This is a genomic window from Streptomyces violens (assembly GCF_000717745.1).
Taxonomy (GTDB): domain Bacteria; phylum Actinomycetota; class Actinomycetes; order Streptomycetales; family Streptomycetaceae; genus Streptomyces; species Streptomyces violens.
Genome location: NZ_JOBH01000020.1, coordinates 1 through 18,334, shown reverse-complemented (window position 1 = coordinate 18,334; position 18,334 = coordinate 1). Strand labels below are relative to the sequence as shown.

Genomic DNA, 18,334 nt, shown 5'->3' with positions numbered 1-18,334 from the left:
TGACCGGCGTACCGTGAGTGGCCTTGGCAGGCCGGGTTGGGTGGCCACGAGACCGGGCGGGGCAACATGGCACGGGTTTTCGGTCGGTGCGGAGTCGAACTCCCCGCCGAGACGACCGGATTCGTCGGTCGCACCGAGGAACTCGCCGACGTAGGAAGGATGCTGGACGACGCCCGGATGGTCACGCTCACCGGTCCTGGCGGCGTCGGCAAGACGCGGCTGGCGCTGCGCGCTGCGGCCGCCGTCAGGGAGGACTTCCCCGACGGCCTGTGCCTGGCCGAGCTGACCGCCTTGCGCGACCCGGAATTGCTGCCGCACACCCTGTGTACGCTCCTGGGCCTGCCGACCCAGACGGCCGACCCCCCGCTGGACGTCCTCATCGACCACCTCCAGGGCAAGCGGTTGCTGCTGATCCTGGACACCTGCGAGCACCTGGTCGACGCCTGCGCGATGTTCGCGGACGTGGTGCTCGGCGAGGCACCCGGCGTGACCGTGCTCGCCACCAGCCGCCAGCCCCTGGACGTGCCCGGCGAGCACACCTTCCCCGTACCGGCGCTCCCCGTGGATACGGCCGTCGAGCTGTTTGTGCAGCGCGCCATGGCCGTGGTCCCCGGCTTCACCCTCACCGACGGCAACCGTCCCGAGATCGAGGCCCTGTGCCGGCGCCTGGACGGCATCCCGCTCGCGATCGAGCTGGCGACCGTACGGCTGCGGGCGATCAGCCTGGGCCAGCTGATCACCCGGCTGGAGGCCCATTTCCGGGTGCTGACCGGCGGGCGGCGCGCCGCACTGCCACGCCACCAGACGCTGCGCACGACCATCGGCTGGAGCCATGAGCTGTGCACGGACATCGAACGGCTGCTGTGGGCGCGACTGTCGGTCTTCGCCGGCTCCTTCGACCTGCCCGCCGTGGAGCAGGTGTGTGCGGGCGGCACGCTGTCAGCCGACGAAGTGGTCGAGACCCTCATCGGCCTGGTCGACAAGTCCGTGGTGACCCGGATCGACATCCCCGGCCAGCGGGATCCCCGCTACCGTCTGCTCGACACGATCCGCGAATACGGCGCCGACTGGCTCGCCGAGCTGGGCGAGGAGGTCGCTTGCCGGGAGCGGCACCTGAACCACTACCGCGCGCTGGCCCAGCGCCTGGAGGACCGCTGGTGCACCAGCGAACAGGTCGAGCTGTTCCGGTCGGTGGACCGCGAGCGCGCCAACCTACGGGCCGCCCTCGAATACGCCTGCCTGTGCCCGGAAGCCGAGCGGGAGGCGTTGGCCTTCGCGATCGCGTGCGGACATTACTGGGCCTGCGGATCGTATTTCAGCGAGGGACGCCGCTGGCTGACGCGGTGTCTGGAGCGGGTGCCCGAGCCGGTGGCAGAGCGGGCGGAGGCGCTGAACCTGCTGTGCTACGACGCCCTTCGGCAGGCCGATCGGGGCCCGGCGCTGGCCGGCGCCCAGGAGTCCCGTTCCATCGCCGAGCGGCTCGCCGACGAGCGCCTGCTGGCCTACTCCGCCCACTACCTGGGATACCAACGCTTCATCAGCGGCGACGTGCCCGCTGCCATGGCCTACTTCGAAGAGGGCCGCGAACGGTTCCGGCGTGTCGACGACCGCTCCGGCCTGACGCAGGCCCTGGCGGAGCACGGCATGATGCACTCCATCGGTGGGGACCGCCACCGGGGCCTGAAACTCACCGACGAGCTCCTGGACCTCCTCGCCGAGCATCCGGGCGAGTGCTGGCTCCGCGGCTATGCGTTCGTCGCTCAGGGCATCGCGTACTGGCGTGGCGGAGATCTCGCGGCGGCCTCGCCGGTCATGCGGAAGGCGATCCGGCTCAAGTACCGGATGGCCGACAAGGACGGGACGGTCGCCTGCCTGGCCGCCCTGGCCTGGCTGGCCGCCGGTCAGCGACGGTACGACCGCGCGGCCTGGCTGGTGGGGACGGCCGAAGAGCTGGGCGAGGACGTACCTGCCACCTTGCTCAGGATCCCGAGCCTGACCAGCGCCTACGACCGCGCGCGGGCCGAGGCCGCCAAGGAGCTGGGCGAGGCATCCTTTGAGCGGCTGCGCCGTCGCGGCGCCGAGCTGTCCGTACGGGAGGCCGTCGACCTCGCAGAGGCGGACGCCGAGCGCCCGGACGCGGGGGCGTTCTGCGATGCCGACCCGCCCCCGGCCCAGGGGCTGACGCGGCGGGAGCGCGAGGTCGCGGCCCTCGTGAGGGAGGGGCTGTCCAACCGCGAGATCGCCGAGCGGCTCGTCATCTCCAAGCGCACCGTCGACGCCCACCTGGAACACATCCTGGGCAAGCTCGGCTGCAGCTCCCGCTCGGAGATCGCCCCAGCCCTCGGCGACGGCCACAACTAGCTGGCCGAGCACGTGGACCACCCCGCACCAGTCCGCAAGACGTCCGTAATCGGCCGTCGCGCCCCGTCGCACGTCAACCACGAAAGTGCAGGTCAGCAGCGCAGGCGGCCCTCCGCCGCAGGTCGGGATCGGCCACCAAACGTTCCGCTTCAACGTCTGATCCACGTGAGCAAAAGGCCGTCCGACCCGCGGTGGAGCGGGGCAGGCAGCTTTTGGTTCCAGGCCGGAGCAGCGCCGCAGCTTCATCGGTCTTCTAGGTGTGGTCGCTCGCGAGTGTCGGGGCGATTTCTGCTCGGGAGGAGCAGCCGAGTTTGCCGAGGATGTGTTCCAGGTGGGCGTCGGCGGTGCGTTTGGAGATGACTAGGTGCTCGGCGATCTCCCGGTTGGACAGGCCCTTCCCCACGAGGTCCGCGACCTCGCGTTCGCGGCGGGTCAGTCCGTCGGCCGGGCGTGGCTCGGCAGCGCGGAGGGCCCGCGCGTCCAGGCTGTCGGCGTCCGTCTCGGCCAGGTCGACGGCCTCCCGTACGGGCAGCTCGGCGCCGCGGCGGTGCAGCCGCTCGAAGCAGGCCGCGCCCAGCACCTGGTGGGCCTCGGCCCGCGCCTGGTCGTAGGCGCCGGTCAGGTTCGGTGACCGGATCAGGCAGGCCGCCAGATCCTCCCCCATTGCCTCGGCCGCCCCTGTCAGCCAGGCCGCGCGGGCGTGCCGCCCCTGAGCGGCGGCGAGCCAGGTCAGGATGGCCAGGCAGGCGATCACCCCGTCCTTGTCCCCCATCCGGTACTTCTGCCGGACCGCCGCCCGCATGACGGGAGAGGCCGCCGCGATGTCCTCGCCGCGCCAGTACGCGAGGCCCTGAGTGATGAACGCATAGCCGCGGAGCCAGCACTCGCCCGGTTGCCCGGCGAGGAGGTCCAGGGTCTCGTCGGCGAGCGTCAGCGCCCTCTTGGGGTCCCCGCCGATGGCGTGCAGGATGCCGTACTCCGTCAGGGCCTGCGTCAGACCAGGACGGTCGCCGAGGCGCTGGTACCGCTCGCGGGCCTCCTCGTAATGGGCGACGGCGCCGGCCACTTCCCCCGTGATCAGGCCGTGCCATCCCAGGTACCGGGCGGCGCAGGCCAGCCGGCATTCGTCGCCGAGCCGCTCGGCGACGGCACGGGACTCCTGGATTGCGACCAGCGCCGCTTCCGGGTCGGCCTGGCGGAGGGCGTAATAGCACAGCAGGCTCAGCCCGTCCGCCCGTTCCGCCACCGGCTCGGGCACCTGCCCCAGGCACCGGATCAGCAAACGGCGCCCCTCGCTGAAATACGATCCGAAGCACCAGTAGTGTCCGAGCGCGATCGCGAAGGCCAGCGCCTCCCGTTCGGCTCCCGGCCGCAGGCAGGCGAATTCGAGCGCGGCCCGTATGTTGGCATGCTCGCGGTCCACCGTCCGGAACAGCTCGACCTGGTCACTGGTGCACCAGTAGTCCTCCAGGCGCTCGGCCAGTGCGCGGTAGTGGTCCAGGTGCCGCTTGCGGCAGGCGCCCTCCTCGCCCCGCTCCGGGAGCCGGTCGGCGCCGTACTCGCGGAGCGTGTCGAGCAGCCGGTAACGGGGATCCTCCTGGTCGGGCTCGTCGATCCGGACCACCACGGACTTGTCGACCAGGCCGATCAGCGTCTCGACCACACAGTCGGCGGGCAGCGCGCCGCCCGCGCAGACCCGCTCCACGGCGGGCAGGTCGAAGGAGCCCGCGAAGACCGACAGCCGCGCCCACAGGAGCCGTTCGGCATATGTACACAGGTCGTGGCTCCAGTCGATGGCCGTACGGAGCGTCTGGTGGCGCGGCAGGGCGGAGCGCCGGCCACCCGTCAGCACCCGGAAGCGGTCCTCCAGCAGGGCGACCAGCTGGCCCAGGCTGAGCGCGCGCAGCCGTACGGTCGCCAGCTCGATCGCGAGGGGAATGCCGTCCAGGCGCCGGCACAGCGCCTCGATCTCGCAGCGGTTGGCGTCGGTGACGGCGAAGCCGGGCGCCACGACCGCGGCGCGTTGTACGAACAGCTCGACGGCCGCGTCGAGAGGGAGCGCCGGTACGGGGAAAGTGTGCTCGCCGGGCACGTCCAGCGGCTGCCGGCTGGTGGCGAGCACGGTCACGCCGGGCGCCTCGCCGAGCACCACGTCCGCGAACATCGCGCAGGCGTCGACCAGGTGCTCGCACGTGTCCAGAATGATCAGCCTGCGGCGGCTCTGGAGGTGGTCGATGATGAGGTCCAGTGGCGCTTCGGCCGTCTGGCTCGGCAGACCCAGGAGCGTACAGAGGGTGTGCGGGAGCAGTTCCGGGTCGCGCAGGGCGGTCAGCTCGGCCAGGCACAGACCGTCGGGGAAGTCTCCCTCGGCGGCGGCCGCGGCGCGCAACGCGATCCGCGTCTTGCCCACGCCACCGGGGCCCGTGAGCGTCACCAACCGTGCGTCGACCAACATCTCCCGTACGCGGGCGAGTTCATTCTCGCGTCCGACGAAGCCGGTCACCTCAGCAGGGAGTTCACCTCTACGCCGGCTGAAAGCCTGTGCCATATCGCCCCGCAGGGTTTCGCGACCGCCCCTACCAGCCGGCCAGGACTGCCCAAGCTACGCCGCTCGCGGCGGCCCTCGAGGGCGAACGGGGGAAGGCGACCCGGCCGAGAGGACGGCCTCCATGTGACCTGTCGGGAGTGATGCAGGTCACTCGGCATGCCCGTCACAAGCGCGAGCTGAGCCGCATCCCGTGTGTGGACTGATTCCGCAACAGGAGGTGCACATGAGGGTCGTGGTGGTGGGGGCCGGGTACGCGGGGGTGCTTGCGGCCAATCGGGTGGCCGGGAAGGTGAAGGCTGCGGAGATTACGGTGGTCAATCCCCGGCCGGAGTTTGTGGAGCGGGTGCGGCTGCATGAGCAGGTTGCCGGGACCGGGGTCGCGGCGACCCCGTTGGCGTCGATGCTGAGGGAAGGGGTCGACGTGCGGGTGGGCGTCGTCGACAAGATCGGCGACGGGCAGGTCACTCTCGACGACGGGGGGAGTGTCGACTTCGACCATCTGGTGCTTGCGGTGGGCAGTACGGTCGCGCCGCTGCCGGGGACCGTCGCGGTGGGGACCTGGGAGGGGGCGGAGGAGGCTCGGGGCGCGCTGGCCGGGCTGGCCAGGGGGAAGGTGGTCACCGTCATCGGGGGCGGGCTGACGGGGATCGAGACCGCAGCCGAGATCGCCTACGGCCGGCCCGACCTCCGCGTGCGGATCGTGGGGCCGACGATCGCCGCGAGTCTGTCGGCGGGGGCGCGGGAGCGTGTGCGCGCCGGCCTCGATCGCTTGGGCGTGGAGGTCGTTGAGGACTCCGTCGAGCGGATCGATCCCGGGGAGGTGCGTCTGCGGTCGGGGTCGTCGGTTGCCTCCGACCTCACGCTGTGGGCGGTCATCGGGAGCGTGCCCGACCTGGCCGCTCGCAGTGGGCTCGAGGTGGAGGGGGACGGGCGGGCGGTGGTCGATGAGTATTTGCGGAGTGTGAGCGATCCGCGGATCTTCGTTGTCGGTGACTGTGCGGCGGTTCCCGGGGCTCGGGCGGCCTGCGCGACGGCACTGCCGCAGGGTGCACACGCGGCGGATACGCTGGCGCGGGTGATGCAAGGTCGTGAGCCCGAGCCTTACTCCATGGGGTACGTCGGGCAGGCGTTGAGCTTGGGCCGGCGCGATGGGGTACTGCAGGCCAGCCGCAGGGACGACACCGTACGGCGGTTCTACCTCGCCGGGCGTACCGCGAGCGTGGTCAAGGAGCGGATCTGCCGCTACGCGAAGTACGGCGCCCGGACCGCCACGTACGCCTGGCTGCGAGGCCCGAAGTGACCGAACGGATGGATCAAGCGGCCACCGAACAGCCGGACCCTGCGGACGAGTTCACGAAGCACCGGCCCCTGCTGTTCTCCATCGCCTACGAGATCCTCGGGTCCGTGGCCGACGCCGAGGACGTGTTGCAGGACAGCTACCTGCGGTGGCGGTCGGTGGACCGCGCCTCGGTGGAGAACGCGCGGGCCTATCTGGCGCAGATCGTGACCCGGCAGGCGCTCGGCGTGCTGCGGTCGGCCGTACGCCGCCGGGAGCAGTACGTGGGGCCGTGGCTGCCCGAGCCGCTGATGACCGACGCCGTCGGCGACGCACCGGACGGCATCGACCATGTACTCACCGGTGAGGCCGTGACCACCGCGATGCTGCTGGTCCTGGAGGCGCTGACGCCCAGTCAGCGTGCGGTGTTCGTGTTGCGTGAGGTGTTCGGGTTCGAGTACGCGGAGATCGCTGCGGCGGTGGGCAAGTCCGAGGCGGCGGTGCGGCAGTTGAATCAGCGGGCCCGCAGCAGCGTGCGGGCGAGGCGGCACACCGCGGTCGCCTCTCCCGCCGAGGCCCAGCCGATCGCCGAGCGGTTCCTGGCGGCGGCCGCTACCGGGGACGTACAGGGCCTCATGGACCTGCTCGCGCCCGATGTGGTGTTCCTGTCCGACGGCGGCGGGGTCGTGAACGCGGTGCGGCGCCCGGTGGTCGGGCCCGACAAGGTGGCCAGGCTGCTGCTCGGGCTGCTGGCCAAGGGCGCCCGCCTGGGCGAACTCGACGTGCGCGTCGGTGCCTACAACGGGATGCAATCGGTCGTGGTGCTCATCGACGGCAAACTCGATCAGGTGACCTCGATCGAGATCCGCGGTGGTGTCGTGACGGCCATCTACTGTGTCCGCAACCCGGAGAAGCTCGCGGCGATCAAGGTGTGACGCCCTTCAGATGCCGCATCAGCCGTTCGAAGTCCTGCCAGCCCGAGAGGTCGGACGGGTCGCCGGGGAGGGGGTAGTAGAGGGCCGGGCGGGTCTTCGGGCCGAGCTGGACGGGGGGCTCGGAGAGGGGGGTGTTGCGGGCTCGGTCGCCGGGCATTTCGCGGACCTCTTCGGCCCCGAGGACGAAGGCCAGGGGGACGCCGGGGCCCTCGAAGCGGGGCGGGACGGCCAGGTCGCGGCGGGCCTTGCGGAGCTGGACCAGCATGGACTGGAGGTGGTGGCGGGTGGCCAGTACCTCTGCCGCGCGCGGGAGGGCGTCCAGCGGCAGGTCCTCGTCGGGGCCGTAGCCGAAGGCGAGGGTGATGTCCTCCTCGATGCCGGCCGTGGTGCGGTTGATGCGGACCGTGGCCAGGCCGGGGCGGGCCGGGCTGCCGACGACCACGAGCCAGGTCGGGTCGGGGGCGCGGTCGTGGGCCAGGTCGGTGAGGCCGCGCAGCGACCAGGGGAGGTTGGCGGGTTCGGCGGTGCCCCAGCCGGCCGGGGGTTCGCCGGTGAGCTCGCGCCACACCGATTCCAGGGCGCCGCCGAGCACGAGGCGGTCGTCGGCGGGGTGGACGGTACGGAAGGAGACGGCCAGCTGGCGTTCGCCGGTGTCGGTGACCTCCTGGAAGGTGGCGGCGAGGGGAGTACGGGCGTCCGCCGGGGTGGCGCCCGGTCCCTCGATCGGGGCGAACAGGCCGTTCTGGAAGCGGAGTACGGCGCCGGACAGCCCGTCGTAGTAGCCGTCCCGTTCGTCCTGCACGACCCAGCGGGACGGCCAGCCGGGGAGGCTGTTGCGTACGGCGGGGGAGAGAGTGGCGCCCGGGTTGGTGACGATCTGGAGGCCCAGTTCGGCGTTGGCGGCGGCCCGGAACGCGTCCGCGAGCCAGGCCGTCATGGCGACCACCGGGCGGTCCTGGATGATGACGGCGACCTTGTCGGTGAGCACGTCGACGGCGGGCTGGGCGGCCGCGGGCGTGGGCGCGACGCTCACTCCGTCGGTCTCCACGACGGCCAGCGAGCGCGCGGCCTCCGGCGGCCAGGCGGAGCCGCCGGACAGGGAGGCCAGCCGCGCGGAGAAGGTGCCCGCGAGCCGCTCGGCCTCCGCGACGCCGGTGGTGGCGCGGGCCTCCGTCCACCAGAAGGGGACGGGCGGCGGCGTGGCCCCGAGCAGCCGCTCGGCCTCGCCCTCGACCTGTACGAGGACCGGGGCCTCGACGGAGACGAGGGGGCGGCCCTCGGCGTCGCAGAGCTGCACGACGGCGTCCTCGCCCGCCGTCCCGACCAGCTTGTCGGGGCCGCCGGAGAGCAGGCCCGCGAGCACGGTCAGCGGGTCCGGCATCTTCTGGGTGAGGGCGATGACGTCCTTGGTCATGTGGCCGTCCGGTTCCTGGTCGTAGGCGTCGTAGTCGTAGTGGTGGTCGTGGGAAGGGGCGTTACCCCTCCGTGTACACCGTCTGGATCAGCCGGTTCGGCCGGCCCCGCTGCATGAACACCCCACGCCCCGGCGGCTGCAGCGAGGCGTACGTACCGGGGAAGAGCTGGCCCTCGCTGCGGTCGCCCGACATCAGGAGCGCCGAGGCGCCCGACTCGCGCAGGCTCAGCATCAGCGGCTCGTACATGCCGCGCGAGGCACCCGCGACGCGGCGGGTGAGGACGAAGTGGAGTCCGATGTCCGCCGCGGAGGGGATGTACGGGAGGAAGGGTTCGAGGGGGGACTGGCCGGCCGTCGTCAGCACGTCGTAGTCGTCGACGAGGACGACGATCCGCGGGCCGCCGCCCCAGCTCCCGGGCTCCAGGTCCTCGACGTCCGTACCGTCGCCCGGCAGCCGCTTCTCGAGCTGCGAGGCGACGCCGTGGGCGAGGCCCGCGCACATCTTGGGGTTGTATGCGTAGCCGCCGCGGAACTCCTCGGGGATCGCGCCGCGCAGCCCGCGCCGCGGGTCCATGACCGCGAAGACCAGGTCGTCCTCGCCGTAGCGCTCGATGAGGCCCTGGGAGACGGTCTTGAGGAGGTTGGTCTTGCCGCACTCGCTGTCGCCCAGGATCAGCAGGTGCTGGTCGTGCTCGAAGAGATCGAGGAGGACGGGGGCCAGGGCCGTCTGGTCCAGGCCGATCGGTACGCGCTGGGGCTCGGTGGCCGGGCCCGGGAGCAGGTGCGGCTCCAGGACGCGCGGCAGGACGCGTACCGGCTGGGCCACCTCGCCGCTCCACGTGGCGCGGACCGTACGGGTCGTACGCTCCAGGACCGCGCCCAGCTCCGAGGTGTCGGTCATGCCGTCCGTGCGCGGCAGCGCGATCTGCGCGAAGAGCTTGCCGTCGGTCAGGACGCGGCCGGGCTCGTCGGGGGAGAGGGTCTCGGCGAGCTTGCGGTCGATGCTGGACTCGCTGGGGTCGTTCAGCCGCAGCTCGACGCGGGTGCCGAAGTGCGACTGCGTGGCGATGCGGACGTCGTTCCAGCGGGTCATGCCGGCGACGACGTGGATGCCGTAACCGCTGCCCCGCTTGAGGATGTCGACGACGGCCTCGTCCAGCTCCTCGAAGTCGTCGCGCAGCGCGCCGAAGCCGTCGATGACGAGGACGATCTCGGCGGAGGCGAGCTGCGGGAGGCGGCCCGCCGCGTGCAGCGTGCGGAGCTGGTCGACGGAGTCGATGCCGTGCTGGCGGAAGAGTTCTTCGCGCAGGGCCAGCATGTTGCGTACTTCTTCGACCGTGCGGCCCGCGCGTTCGCGGTCGGCGCGGCCCGCGACACCGCCCACGTGCGGCAGGCCCGACAGCGCCTGGAGGCCGCCGCCGACCAGGTCCAGGCCGTAGATGCCGACTTCCTGGGGCGTGTGGGTCAGCGCGACCGAGAGGGCGAGGGTGCGCAGCAGGGTGGTCTTGCCGGAGGCGGGGCCGCCGATGATCGCGGCGTGGCCGCCGGCGACCGTGAGGTCCAGGACGTACTGGCCCTGCCACTGCTTGGTCGGGTCGTCGAGGAGGCCGAGCGGGATCTGCAATGGGCCGCGGCGGGCGGCCAGTTGCATGCCGCGCGCGCCCACCTCCACCGGGCCCGCGGCCTTGTCCAGGGCGATGGCGGCGGGCAGCGGCGGCAGCCAGATGCGGCGTACCGGGTCGGCGGCGCCCTCCAGCTGGCCGACCATGACGCCCATCTCGGTCGGGCCGGTCTCGCGGCGGCGCATCTGCGGCTGCTGCTCGGCGGAGGTGTCCGGCTCGGCGAGGGTGTTGTACGCCTCGTACTCCAGGGCCAGCGGACCGGTGTCCTCGTCCTCGGCGCGCTGCACGGGGCCGCGGTAGGCGCCGGAGACGTAGCTCGCCTTGAAGCGCTCGTAGTGGCTGGTGTCGACCTTCAGGTAACCGAAGCCGGGCAGCGGCGGGAGATGGAAGGCGTCCGTGGTGTCCAGGACCGTACGGGACTCGTCGGCGGAGAAGGTGCGCAGGCCGAGCCGGTACGAAAGGTAGGTGTCCAGGCCCTTGAGCTTGCCGCCCTCGATGCGCTGGCTGGAGAGCAGCAGGTGTACGCCGATGGAGCGGCCGATGCGGCCGATGGACAGGAACAGGTCGATGAAGTCCGGCTTGGCGGTGAGCAGTTCGCCGAACTCGTCGATGACGACGAAGAGGTGCGGCAGCGGGTCCAGGTCGGGGCGCTTCTCGGCGCGCAGCGTGGCGTAGTCACCGATGTCGGCGACGTTGCCCGCGTCCTTGAGCACCTGCTGGCGGCGCTTGACCTCGCCGGCCAGCGAGGCGTGCACGCGCTCGACCAGGCCCGCCTGGTTCTCCAGGTTGGTGATGACACCGGCGACGTGCGGCAGGTCCGCGAACGGCGCGAAGGTCGCACCGCCCTTGTAGTCGACCAGTACCAGCGCCAGATCCTCCGGCGGATGCGTGGCGACCAGCGCCAGTACGAGCGTACGCAGCAGCTCCGACTTGCCGGAACCGGTCGCGCCGACGCACAGGCCGTGCGGGCCCATGCCCAGCTCGGAGGATTCCTTGAGGTCCAGCAGCACCGGCTCGCGGGAGTCGCTGATGCCGATCGGCACACGGAGGAAGGCACGCTCGCCGCGCGGCGCCCACAGCCGCGACAGATCCAGCTGCGCCACGTCGTCTATGCCGAGCAGCTCGGCGAAGTCGACGGGACCGGACAGCGGGGCGTCCACGAGCGACTCGGCGGACAGCCGCATCGGCGCGAGCATCCGCGCCAGGCCCTCGGCGAACGGGACGCTGACCTCGTCCACCGTGCCGTGCGCGCTGATCGGCTCCTGCTCGCGCAGGTCCTCGATGACGACCTGGTCACCGTTCACGGTGATCCGCACGCTGACCTGCCCCGGCTCCTGGACCCGCTGCTCCAGCAGGTGCAGGACGGTGACGCCCATGTCGCGCAGGCCCACCGCGTCGTCCGGGCGCGGCAGATCCACGGCGTCCTCGCCGTGCCCGTCGGACACCACGAGCAGCCGGGAGGTCATGGCGAGCGCGTCCCGGTTGGACAGGCCGCGGCGCACCTCGGCCGCGTACGAGGCGCGGCGGCGCAGCTCGGGGCCGATCTGCCGGGCGAGCTGGGGCGCCGAGGGGGCGATCCGGCGGGCCGCCACCGGGCCGTCGAACTGCTCGGTGTCGAGCAGGTGCGGCATCCACTTGGCCCACTCCCACTCGGGGAGCCGGTCGCCCGGTACCGCCAGCGCCATCGCCACATCGTCGGGCGCGTGGGTGGCCGCGGTCTGTACGAGCAGGGCGCGGGCGACGCGCAGGCAGTCCTCGCGCGGGCCGACGACGCTGATGTTGCCGACCCGGTCGAGCGGGACGGTGAGCGGGAGTTCGGTACCGGTGCGGAAGCGGTCCATCAGCGCCGACGCCTCGTTGAGCATGAAGCGGTCGGGCGGCGTGAGGACGGACGAGCCCTGCTGGGCGACCGTCAGATCGCGTACCGGCATCTCACCCGTGCCGACGCGCACCCGCAGGAAGTCCCCGTCCAGCCGGCGGCGCTCCCACAGCCGCGCCGGGTCGCGCACGATGTCGTACAGCGCGTCCGGCGGCGGGTTCAGCACATCGGCCTGCTCGCGCCGCTCGCGCTCCTCGCGGGACAGCTCCTCGCGCAGATCCTCCAGGTAGGCGAGGTACGCCTCGCGCTGGGTGCGGCGGGTGCGCTGGGCCTTGCCGCGCTGCGAGAAGGCGAGGCCGAGGGTGCCGATGAGGGTGACGACGACGATGATCGCGCCGAGCCCGGCGAACTGGCTGTTGCGCACGACCGTCATCATCACGACGGACGACAGGACGCCCGCGACGGGCAGCAGCGACATCGCGACGTTGCCCGACTTGCCCTCGGGGAGGTTGGGCGGGGCCTCGATGACGCGTGCCTCGGGTGCGGCCTGGGGCCGCGCGGTCCTGGCCGGGCGGTGGATCAGTCGGGTACTCATCGGCGTCCGTCACTCACGGTCGGGCTCGGCATGGGGATCAGTGGCGCTATGGGGTTCAGTGGCGCTGCTGGGAGAGCCGGAACGCGTCCGCGGCGATGCGGGTGGCGGCTTCCCTGGTGGAGTGCGCGAGGAGTTCGGTACGGATCGCGCCGCCGGCCGCCAGGTGCCGGTCGTACGGCAGGGTCCGGACGGTGGCTCCGGTGGACTGCAGCTTCTTGACCGCCTCTTCGAGATCCAGGCCGCCGTGCGGCACGAGCTCGGTGAGGACGACGACCGTGCCGGCGATCACGTGCGGCGGCAGCCCCTGCATCCACTGGAGCACCGAGTACGTGCTCGTGATGCCCTCCAGGGTGGCGGGCGCGGTCAGGACGCGGGCCTGGGCGGCGGAGAGCGCCACGCGGGCGACCTCGGCGGGCAGCGTCTCGCAGTCCACGACCGTGACGCCGAAGTACCGGCGCAGCGAGACCATCACCCGCTCGTACGCCCTGGTCTCCAGCATCGCGCCGATCTGCCCCTGGCTGCCGGGCAGCAGCCAGGCGTTGTTGGGGAGCTGGACGAGGTACCCGGTGACGTCCAGCAGCGACATCTGCGGCTCGACGATGCCCGCGAGGTCGCCGGTGGTCCAGCGCAGCGTCTCGGCGCCGAGCCGCAGCGGCAGCGAGCCGAGCGACGGGTCGGCCTCGACGAACAGCACCGGATCCTGCCGGTAGTGCGCGTACGCCGTGCCGAGCAGCGCCGCGACCGTCGACTTGCCCGAGCCGCCCCGGATGGAGGTCACGGCGATCTGCCGGCCGGTGGTCACGGGCTGCTGGAGCACCTCGGCGGTGGCGGTCGTCTCGGCGACCTCGCGCGCGGCGGAGGAGGAGACGGTACGGCGCAGATTGCGGGTGGCGCGGGCAGCGAAGGACTCGCCGTGCCGCGGCTTGCGCTCGGTCCGGGCGAGGCCCTTGTCCACTACGGGGCGGGAGTCGGGGGTGCGGTGGGGGTGAGCGCCGGGCGCGTAGCCGGCCTGGGCCGGGACCTGCTGCTGGTACTGAGGCGCCTGCTGGTACTGGGGTACCTGTTGGTACTGCTGGGTCTGTTCGTACTGAGGTGCCTGCTGGGGCTGGGGTGTCTGCTGGTACGGCTGCGGGCCGGCGGGCGGCTGCGGCTGCGGCTGCGCGCCCGGCTGGGGTGCGCTCTGCTGTTGCGCGGCCTGCTGCGGCGCGTTCTGCTGGGGCGTGGCTCCGCCCTGCGGGGCGGACCCGCCCCGCAGGTCACGCAGCACATCGCCCTGCCAGTTGTCTCCGTTCGGCATGTCAGCCCTTCTTTTCCGCCCTGCTGCCCCGCCCGGAGCGCCTGCGCGTCGAACTCAGAACTTATTGAGCGTGTTGAGCGTGTGGAGCATCAGAACTTGTTGAGCAGCTGTCCGTACACGCCGAACGCCCCCACCGCGAGCGGGAAGAGCCCGATCACGCCGATGGATTCGACCAGGTCGGCCACGCGCCGCAGCCGGACCTGTACGTGCTCGGGCGGCTGCACCGCCAGTACGAGCAGCGGCAGCACCGCGGCCGCGCACAGTACGACGAACGGTCCGGCGCTCCCGGCGTGGTCCAGCCACACCACGACCAGCCGCACGACGAGGACCGCCGCCGCGGCGAACAGCGCCACGACCTCGGCCACCAGCGGGAAGGCGCGCGCCCTGGAGAGCAGTACGAGGGCCACGAGCGCGGGCAGCGTCACGGTCCACACGGTCGGCGTCGCGGCCGTGGTGAGCAGCCAGCCGCCCGCCACGGCGGAGGCCGCGGTGACGATCGTCGCGAGGGCGAGGCCGCGGTGGGTGGCCGCGAGCGCGTTGCCCACCTGGTGGCGGCTGACGGACGAGCCGCCGGAGCGGCGGTCGTCGAGCGCGGTGAGCCCGGAGGCCATCAGGGCGAGCCGCGGCAGCAGCCCGAGCAGGATCACGGAGCAGACGGCCATTACGGCACCGAGCCGCACCGGGTCGTCCTGGAGGGCCGCGACCGCCTCCCACGCGACGGCGATCCCGGCGGTGGCCGCGGCGCCGATGAGCCCGCCGCGGCCGAGCGGCGAGAAGTACCCGAGGAGCGCCAGCGTCACGACGAGCGCGCCGCCGACCGCGGCCAGCCGCGTGGTCCCCGACCAGTCGTAGGCGTCGGCGGCGGTCCAGGCGGTGAGGATGCCGAGGCCGCCGGAGGCGAGCAGCAGCGCCGTGGCGAGCCCGCGGTTGCCCTGCCCGATCTTCGCGACGAGCGCGCCGGCCGCGAGGAGCACGAGCGTGACGGCGACCAGTACGCCCACGAGCGCGTCGAGCGCGAACTCACGGCGCGCGAGCAGCGCGGCGACCAGCGCGAAGGCGACCGTCGCCACGCCGGCGCTGACCCGGCGCGCGGCGGGCCGCCAGCGCCATGCCTGCAGGTCCAGGTCGTCGGCGACCAGGTCGGTGACGTCGTGCACGACGGGGGCCGGCGGCGCGGAGTGGGCCCGGACGAGCCGGAGCACGGCGCCGTCCGCGATCTCCGCCGACGACAGCGTGCTGTCGTGCGGCAGCGCGGACCCGTCCGACGTGATCAGCTGCCGGGTCATCGGCCGCGACGCGGCCCGGTCGTCCAGCAGCTGCAGGATGTCCGGCAGCAGCTGCCCTATCGGGGTGTCGGAGGGCAGGACGATGTCGGCCCGGCGTCGCTCGCCGACCAAGGTCACCCGGCTGAGTTGCGCCCGGGATGTCGTTGCTGTGCTCACCACTTACGGGAACCTATCGTCGCGACGTTGAGGACTCGGGCCTGTACGGCGTTCCCATGTTACTGGTGCCCTGCCCATTCCCTTATGCGTGGAATTCCGCCGCCCATGCGCCGAATTCCCCCTTTATCCCCCCGAGTTATCGGTGCGAAATCCCCGACAACCTCCCCACTCATCCCGCTTTCCCCGGATCCCCCGATTCGTTCTACTGCTTCCTACTACTTCCTACTGCTTCGCCGGCTGTTCGTACTGCTGTACCTGCCGCTGCTGTTTCTCCTGCTCGGCCTTCTGCTGCGCCAGCGTGTGCTGGAGGAAGGACCATCCGACGCAGCCCGCGCAGAGCACGGCGGCGATGGCGATGCCGGCGAACATCTTGCCGATCCGCTCGTCCGCCGTTCGCCGCGCCCGCTGCGTGCCGAACAGCAGCGCATCCCGCATCCTGCGCCGGCGCACCGCCACCGACTCCAGAAGCTGGCTGTCGTAATCCCGTGCCATACGTCTCGTCGTCCGTTGTGTCGGTCCTGTGGGTCGCGCTGGTCCCTGGAACATATGGCATGCGCGAGTAAGCAGTACACCCCAGGGTCAAGGCGTCAGGACCGGGCGAGCCCCCGAAAGATCATGAAACAGCTCCATGGCCCGGGAATTCCCGCACCTCGGCCCGTCGTACTTCCGAAACCGCATCAGCGCAAGAAGCCCTTTGATGCGACTGACCGGTTCGTCGGTGGCGGACCGGTACAGGGCCGCGGTCGGTTACTTGCCCGCAAGGTCCTTTACGTCCTGCAGGCCCGGCGCCTGCTGGGGCGTTCCGGAGGCGATGTGGCTGGGGCCGGCGGGGTCCGACTCGCGGATCAGCTCGGCCAGCACCGCCGTCGGGGCGGCGCCGCGGGCCTTGGCGTCGCGGAGCTTGGACACGTACAGGGCGCCCATGTTGAACGCCTCGTCACCGCCGGCCCGGCGCACCTGCCAGCCGGCCGCGTCGTCCTCGTCGTTCGCCCAGACGTAGCCCAGGACGGTGCCCTGGGCATCCGCGACGGTCACGTACTGGACGGGCTTGTCCGTCGTCCTCGCGTACCGCGCCGGACCGTCGACCTTCTCGAAGGGAAGTGCTTCGGTCGTCCGCGGGGGAACGTGCCGCTCCCGGCTCATCGCTCTGCCTTCTCTCTGCTGCTACCTGGGCAGGACTTCGCCGTAGACCTGCACCTGACCATTTTCGCTGAACACGCGGGTCACCCGGTACTGCACACCCCGCCCGAGCAGCAGCTCCCGCTCGCCCTGCCCGAACTTGCCGACGTTCTCGACCCAGAGGGCGGGCGTCCCCTTGGGGACCCGGAGATGCAGGATGGCCTCTTCTCCCGCGAAGGCACCCACCGGGTGGTTGCCGAGGGAGGTGGACATGTAGCCCTTGTCCCCGTACGTGTTGCCCAGCATTTCGAGCGGGTCGTCGAGGTCGAGGTGGCCGAGGCCGGTACCGCGGACCACCATGACGTCCTCCGGCACTGTGCGGCCGGCGAGGGCCGCGTCGACCTCGTCGATGTTGTGCTGCACGTACGAGGTCCACTTCGAGGCGTCGCCGCTGCGCAGGAACCCGTTCATCTCCTTGTACGTGGCCCAGCCCTCGGGGTGCGGAGCGGGCTGGTTGTAGTTCGGCTCGTCCGTGTAGTCCCAGACCGCCTGCCGCCGCTCCGGCGACATGTTGTCCGCGTAGTCGTTCCAGTAGTCCTGCCCGTACTTGACGGCGTCGGTGTCGTTGACGAAGGGCACCGTGCCGTCGGCGACCTCCGCGAGCGCGATCCGGTGCTTCTCGGCGGTCGAGAGGCGGGCCCACTCCTCCGGCGTCACGTGCGGCTGGTACGTGAAGCCGTCCGCCGTACCTCCGGTGCCCGGCACATCCGTACCGCCGTGGTGGCCGGTCGCCGTCGCGTCGTCCACACCGTGCAGAGCATCGTCGCCCAGGCCGTGCGGGTCCACCTGCCCGCCGTGGTCACCGGCGTGCGCCGCGTCGTCACCATGCCCGGTCGCGTCGTCACCGTGTCCAGCCGCGTCATCGCCGTGCCCACCGGGTGATCCGTCGTGCCCGTGCGAGCCGTCGTGCCCGTGCGAGCCGTCGTGCCCGTGCGCGCCGGGGCCGTCGTGGCCCGGGCCGTGCGGGGCGTCGGGCGTGTGCGGGTTGCCGGTGGGCGGCGCGTCGTGGCCGGGAGTGGGCGGCAGGTCGTGACCGGGCGCGTGCGGGCCGGTGGGTGTGTGCGGGCCGGGCTGGGCCGGGACGTGGGTGCTCGCCTCGCCCGGTACGTGGCCGGCCGGGGCGCCCGGGAAGTGGCTTGCTGGGGTGCCGGGGGCGTGGCTCGCTGGGCCGGTGGGGGTGATCGGTGTCTCGCTGTGGCTGCCCATCGGTGCCGTGTCGCTCGCGTGTGCGCCCGACATTGCCGGCTGGTCGATGGTCCAGGATTTGGGGAGGCCGGACGTGCCGGGGATCGTCTCGTGGGCGCCCGCGCCCTTGGCGACATACGTCATCGGGTCGATGACCTTGCCCGCCTTACCGGCCACGGACAGCGCCTTGGCGACCGCGCCGGCCTTGCCCGCGCCGGCCGCCGCACCGCCCGCGCCGCCGGTGAAGACGGTGGTGACGACGTTGAACGTCACCGCACCCGCGGCCCGCGCCGGGTTCTTGCCCCACTCGTCCCAGGCCACCAGCGCCTTGCCGGTCTCCTTCATCGCGGTGCGCGAATCGCGCAGCCAGGAGGGCAGCTTGTCCTCCGGCAGCGTCCAAAAGGCCGCCCCCACGCCGGGGATGGAGGAGATCGCCAGGCCGGTGGCCAGCTGCGCCAGGCCCTTCCAGGCCTGGCCCATCGCGTCCCAGCCGCCGAAGCCCACCAGCGTCCCCAGGCCCTTGATGGTGCCCCAGACGCCATCGACGATCAGGCCGTCCCACACGAAGGACTTCACCCAGTGGCCGACCTCGTACCAGTGGTGCTGCTCCTCCACCGGGTCGCCCCAGGGGAGCTTGGCGTTCTTCATGTCCTCGGCGTTG

11 protein-coding genes are annotated in these 18,334 nt (G+C 72.0%); 3 read left to right on the top strand and 8 right to left on the bottom strand.

All coding sequences use genetic code 11. The features are described from left to right. The first annotated feature begins 159 nt into the window (after nt 1–159). Nucleotides 160–2,361: an ATP-binding protein gene (locus IF04_RS0130805; RefSeq protein ID WP_245654572.1), complete on the top strand. Its 2,202-nt coding sequence runs from the start codon at nt 160–162 to the stop codon at nt 2,359–2,361. Between the two features lie 253 nt (nt 2,362–2,614). Here IF04_RS0130805 and IF04_RS0130800 read toward each other — a convergent pair whose 3' ends face one another. Then, on the bottom strand, nt 2,615–4,864 hold the full coding sequence (locus tag IF04_RS0130800; RefSeq protein WP_342668230.1) for an ATP-binding protein: 2,250 nt from the start codon (nt 4,862–4,864) through the stop codon (nt 2,615–2,617). A gap of 268 nt (nt 4,865–5,132) precedes the next feature. Here IF04_RS0130800 and IF04_RS0130795 point away from each other — a divergent pair, with 268 nt between their 5' ends. Further along, entirely contained in the window at nt 5,133–6,209 is a 1,077-nt protein-coding gene (locus IF04_RS0130795) for an NAD(P)/FAD-dependent oxidoreductase (RefSeq protein ID WP_030265283.1), read from the top strand. 8 nt (nt 6,210–6,217) lie between these two features. After that, nucleotides 6,218–7,120, top strand: a complete 903-nt coding sequence (locus IF04_RS0130790) for an RNA polymerase sigma-70 factor (protein ID WP_030265281.1) — start codon at nt 6,218–6,220, stop codon at nt 7,118–7,120. On the opposite strand, the gene IF04_RS0130785 is transcribed toward IF04_RS0130790, so the two are convergent. The 7 genes from IF04_RS0130785 to IF04_RS36195 form a co-directional block, all read right to left on the bottom strand. Beyond that, nucleotides 7,110–8,534 (bottom strand): DUF6177 family protein, encoded by a 1,425-nt coding sequence (locus IF04_RS0130785; protein WP_030265280.1) that lies wholly within the window; start codon nt 8,532–8,534, stop codon nt 7,110–7,112. The two genes, IF04_RS0130790 and IF04_RS0130785, sit on opposite strands and share 11 nt — an antisense overlap. A 61-nt stretch (nt 8,535–8,595) precedes the next feature. After that, nucleotides 8,596–12,570, bottom strand: a complete 3,975-nt coding sequence (locus tag IF04_RS0130780; protein WP_030265278.1) for a type VII secretion protein EccC — start codon at nt 12,568–12,570, stop codon at nt 8,596–8,598. A 55-nt stretch (nt 12,571–12,625) separates the two neighbouring features. After that, nucleotides 12,626–13,867, bottom strand: coding sequence for a nucleotide-binding protein (locus IF04_RS0130775; RefSeq protein ID WP_030265275.1), 1,242 nt, complete (start codon nt 13,865–13,867; stop codon nt 12,626–12,628). Between the two features lie 89 nt (nt 13,868–13,956). Then, nucleotides 13,957–15,312, bottom strand: a complete 1,356-nt coding sequence (gene eccD / locus IF04_RS0130770; RefSeq protein WP_030265274.1) for a type VII secretion integral membrane protein EccD — start codon at nt 15,310–15,312, stop codon at nt 13,957–13,959. A gap of 219 nt (nt 15,313–15,531) precedes the next feature. Beyond that, nucleotides 15,532–15,801, bottom strand: a complete 270-nt coding sequence (locus IF04_RS0130765; RefSeq protein ID WP_030265273.1) for a hypothetical protein — start codon at nt 15,799–15,801, stop codon at nt 15,532–15,534. A gap of 255 nt (nt 15,802–16,056) precedes the next feature. Continuing rightward, the gene (locus IF04_RS0130760) at nt 16,057–16,452 is read right to left on the bottom strand and encodes a hypothetical protein (protein ID WP_030265272.1); all 396 of its coding nucleotides are present in this window, start codon (nt 16,450–16,452) and stop codon (nt 16,057–16,059) included. A gap of 21 nt (nt 16,453–16,473) precedes the next feature. Continuing rightward, on the bottom strand, nt 16,474–18,334 hold a 1,861-nt coding region (locus tag IF04_RS36195), incomplete at its 5' end, for an ADP-ribosyltransferase (protein ID WP_037961333.1).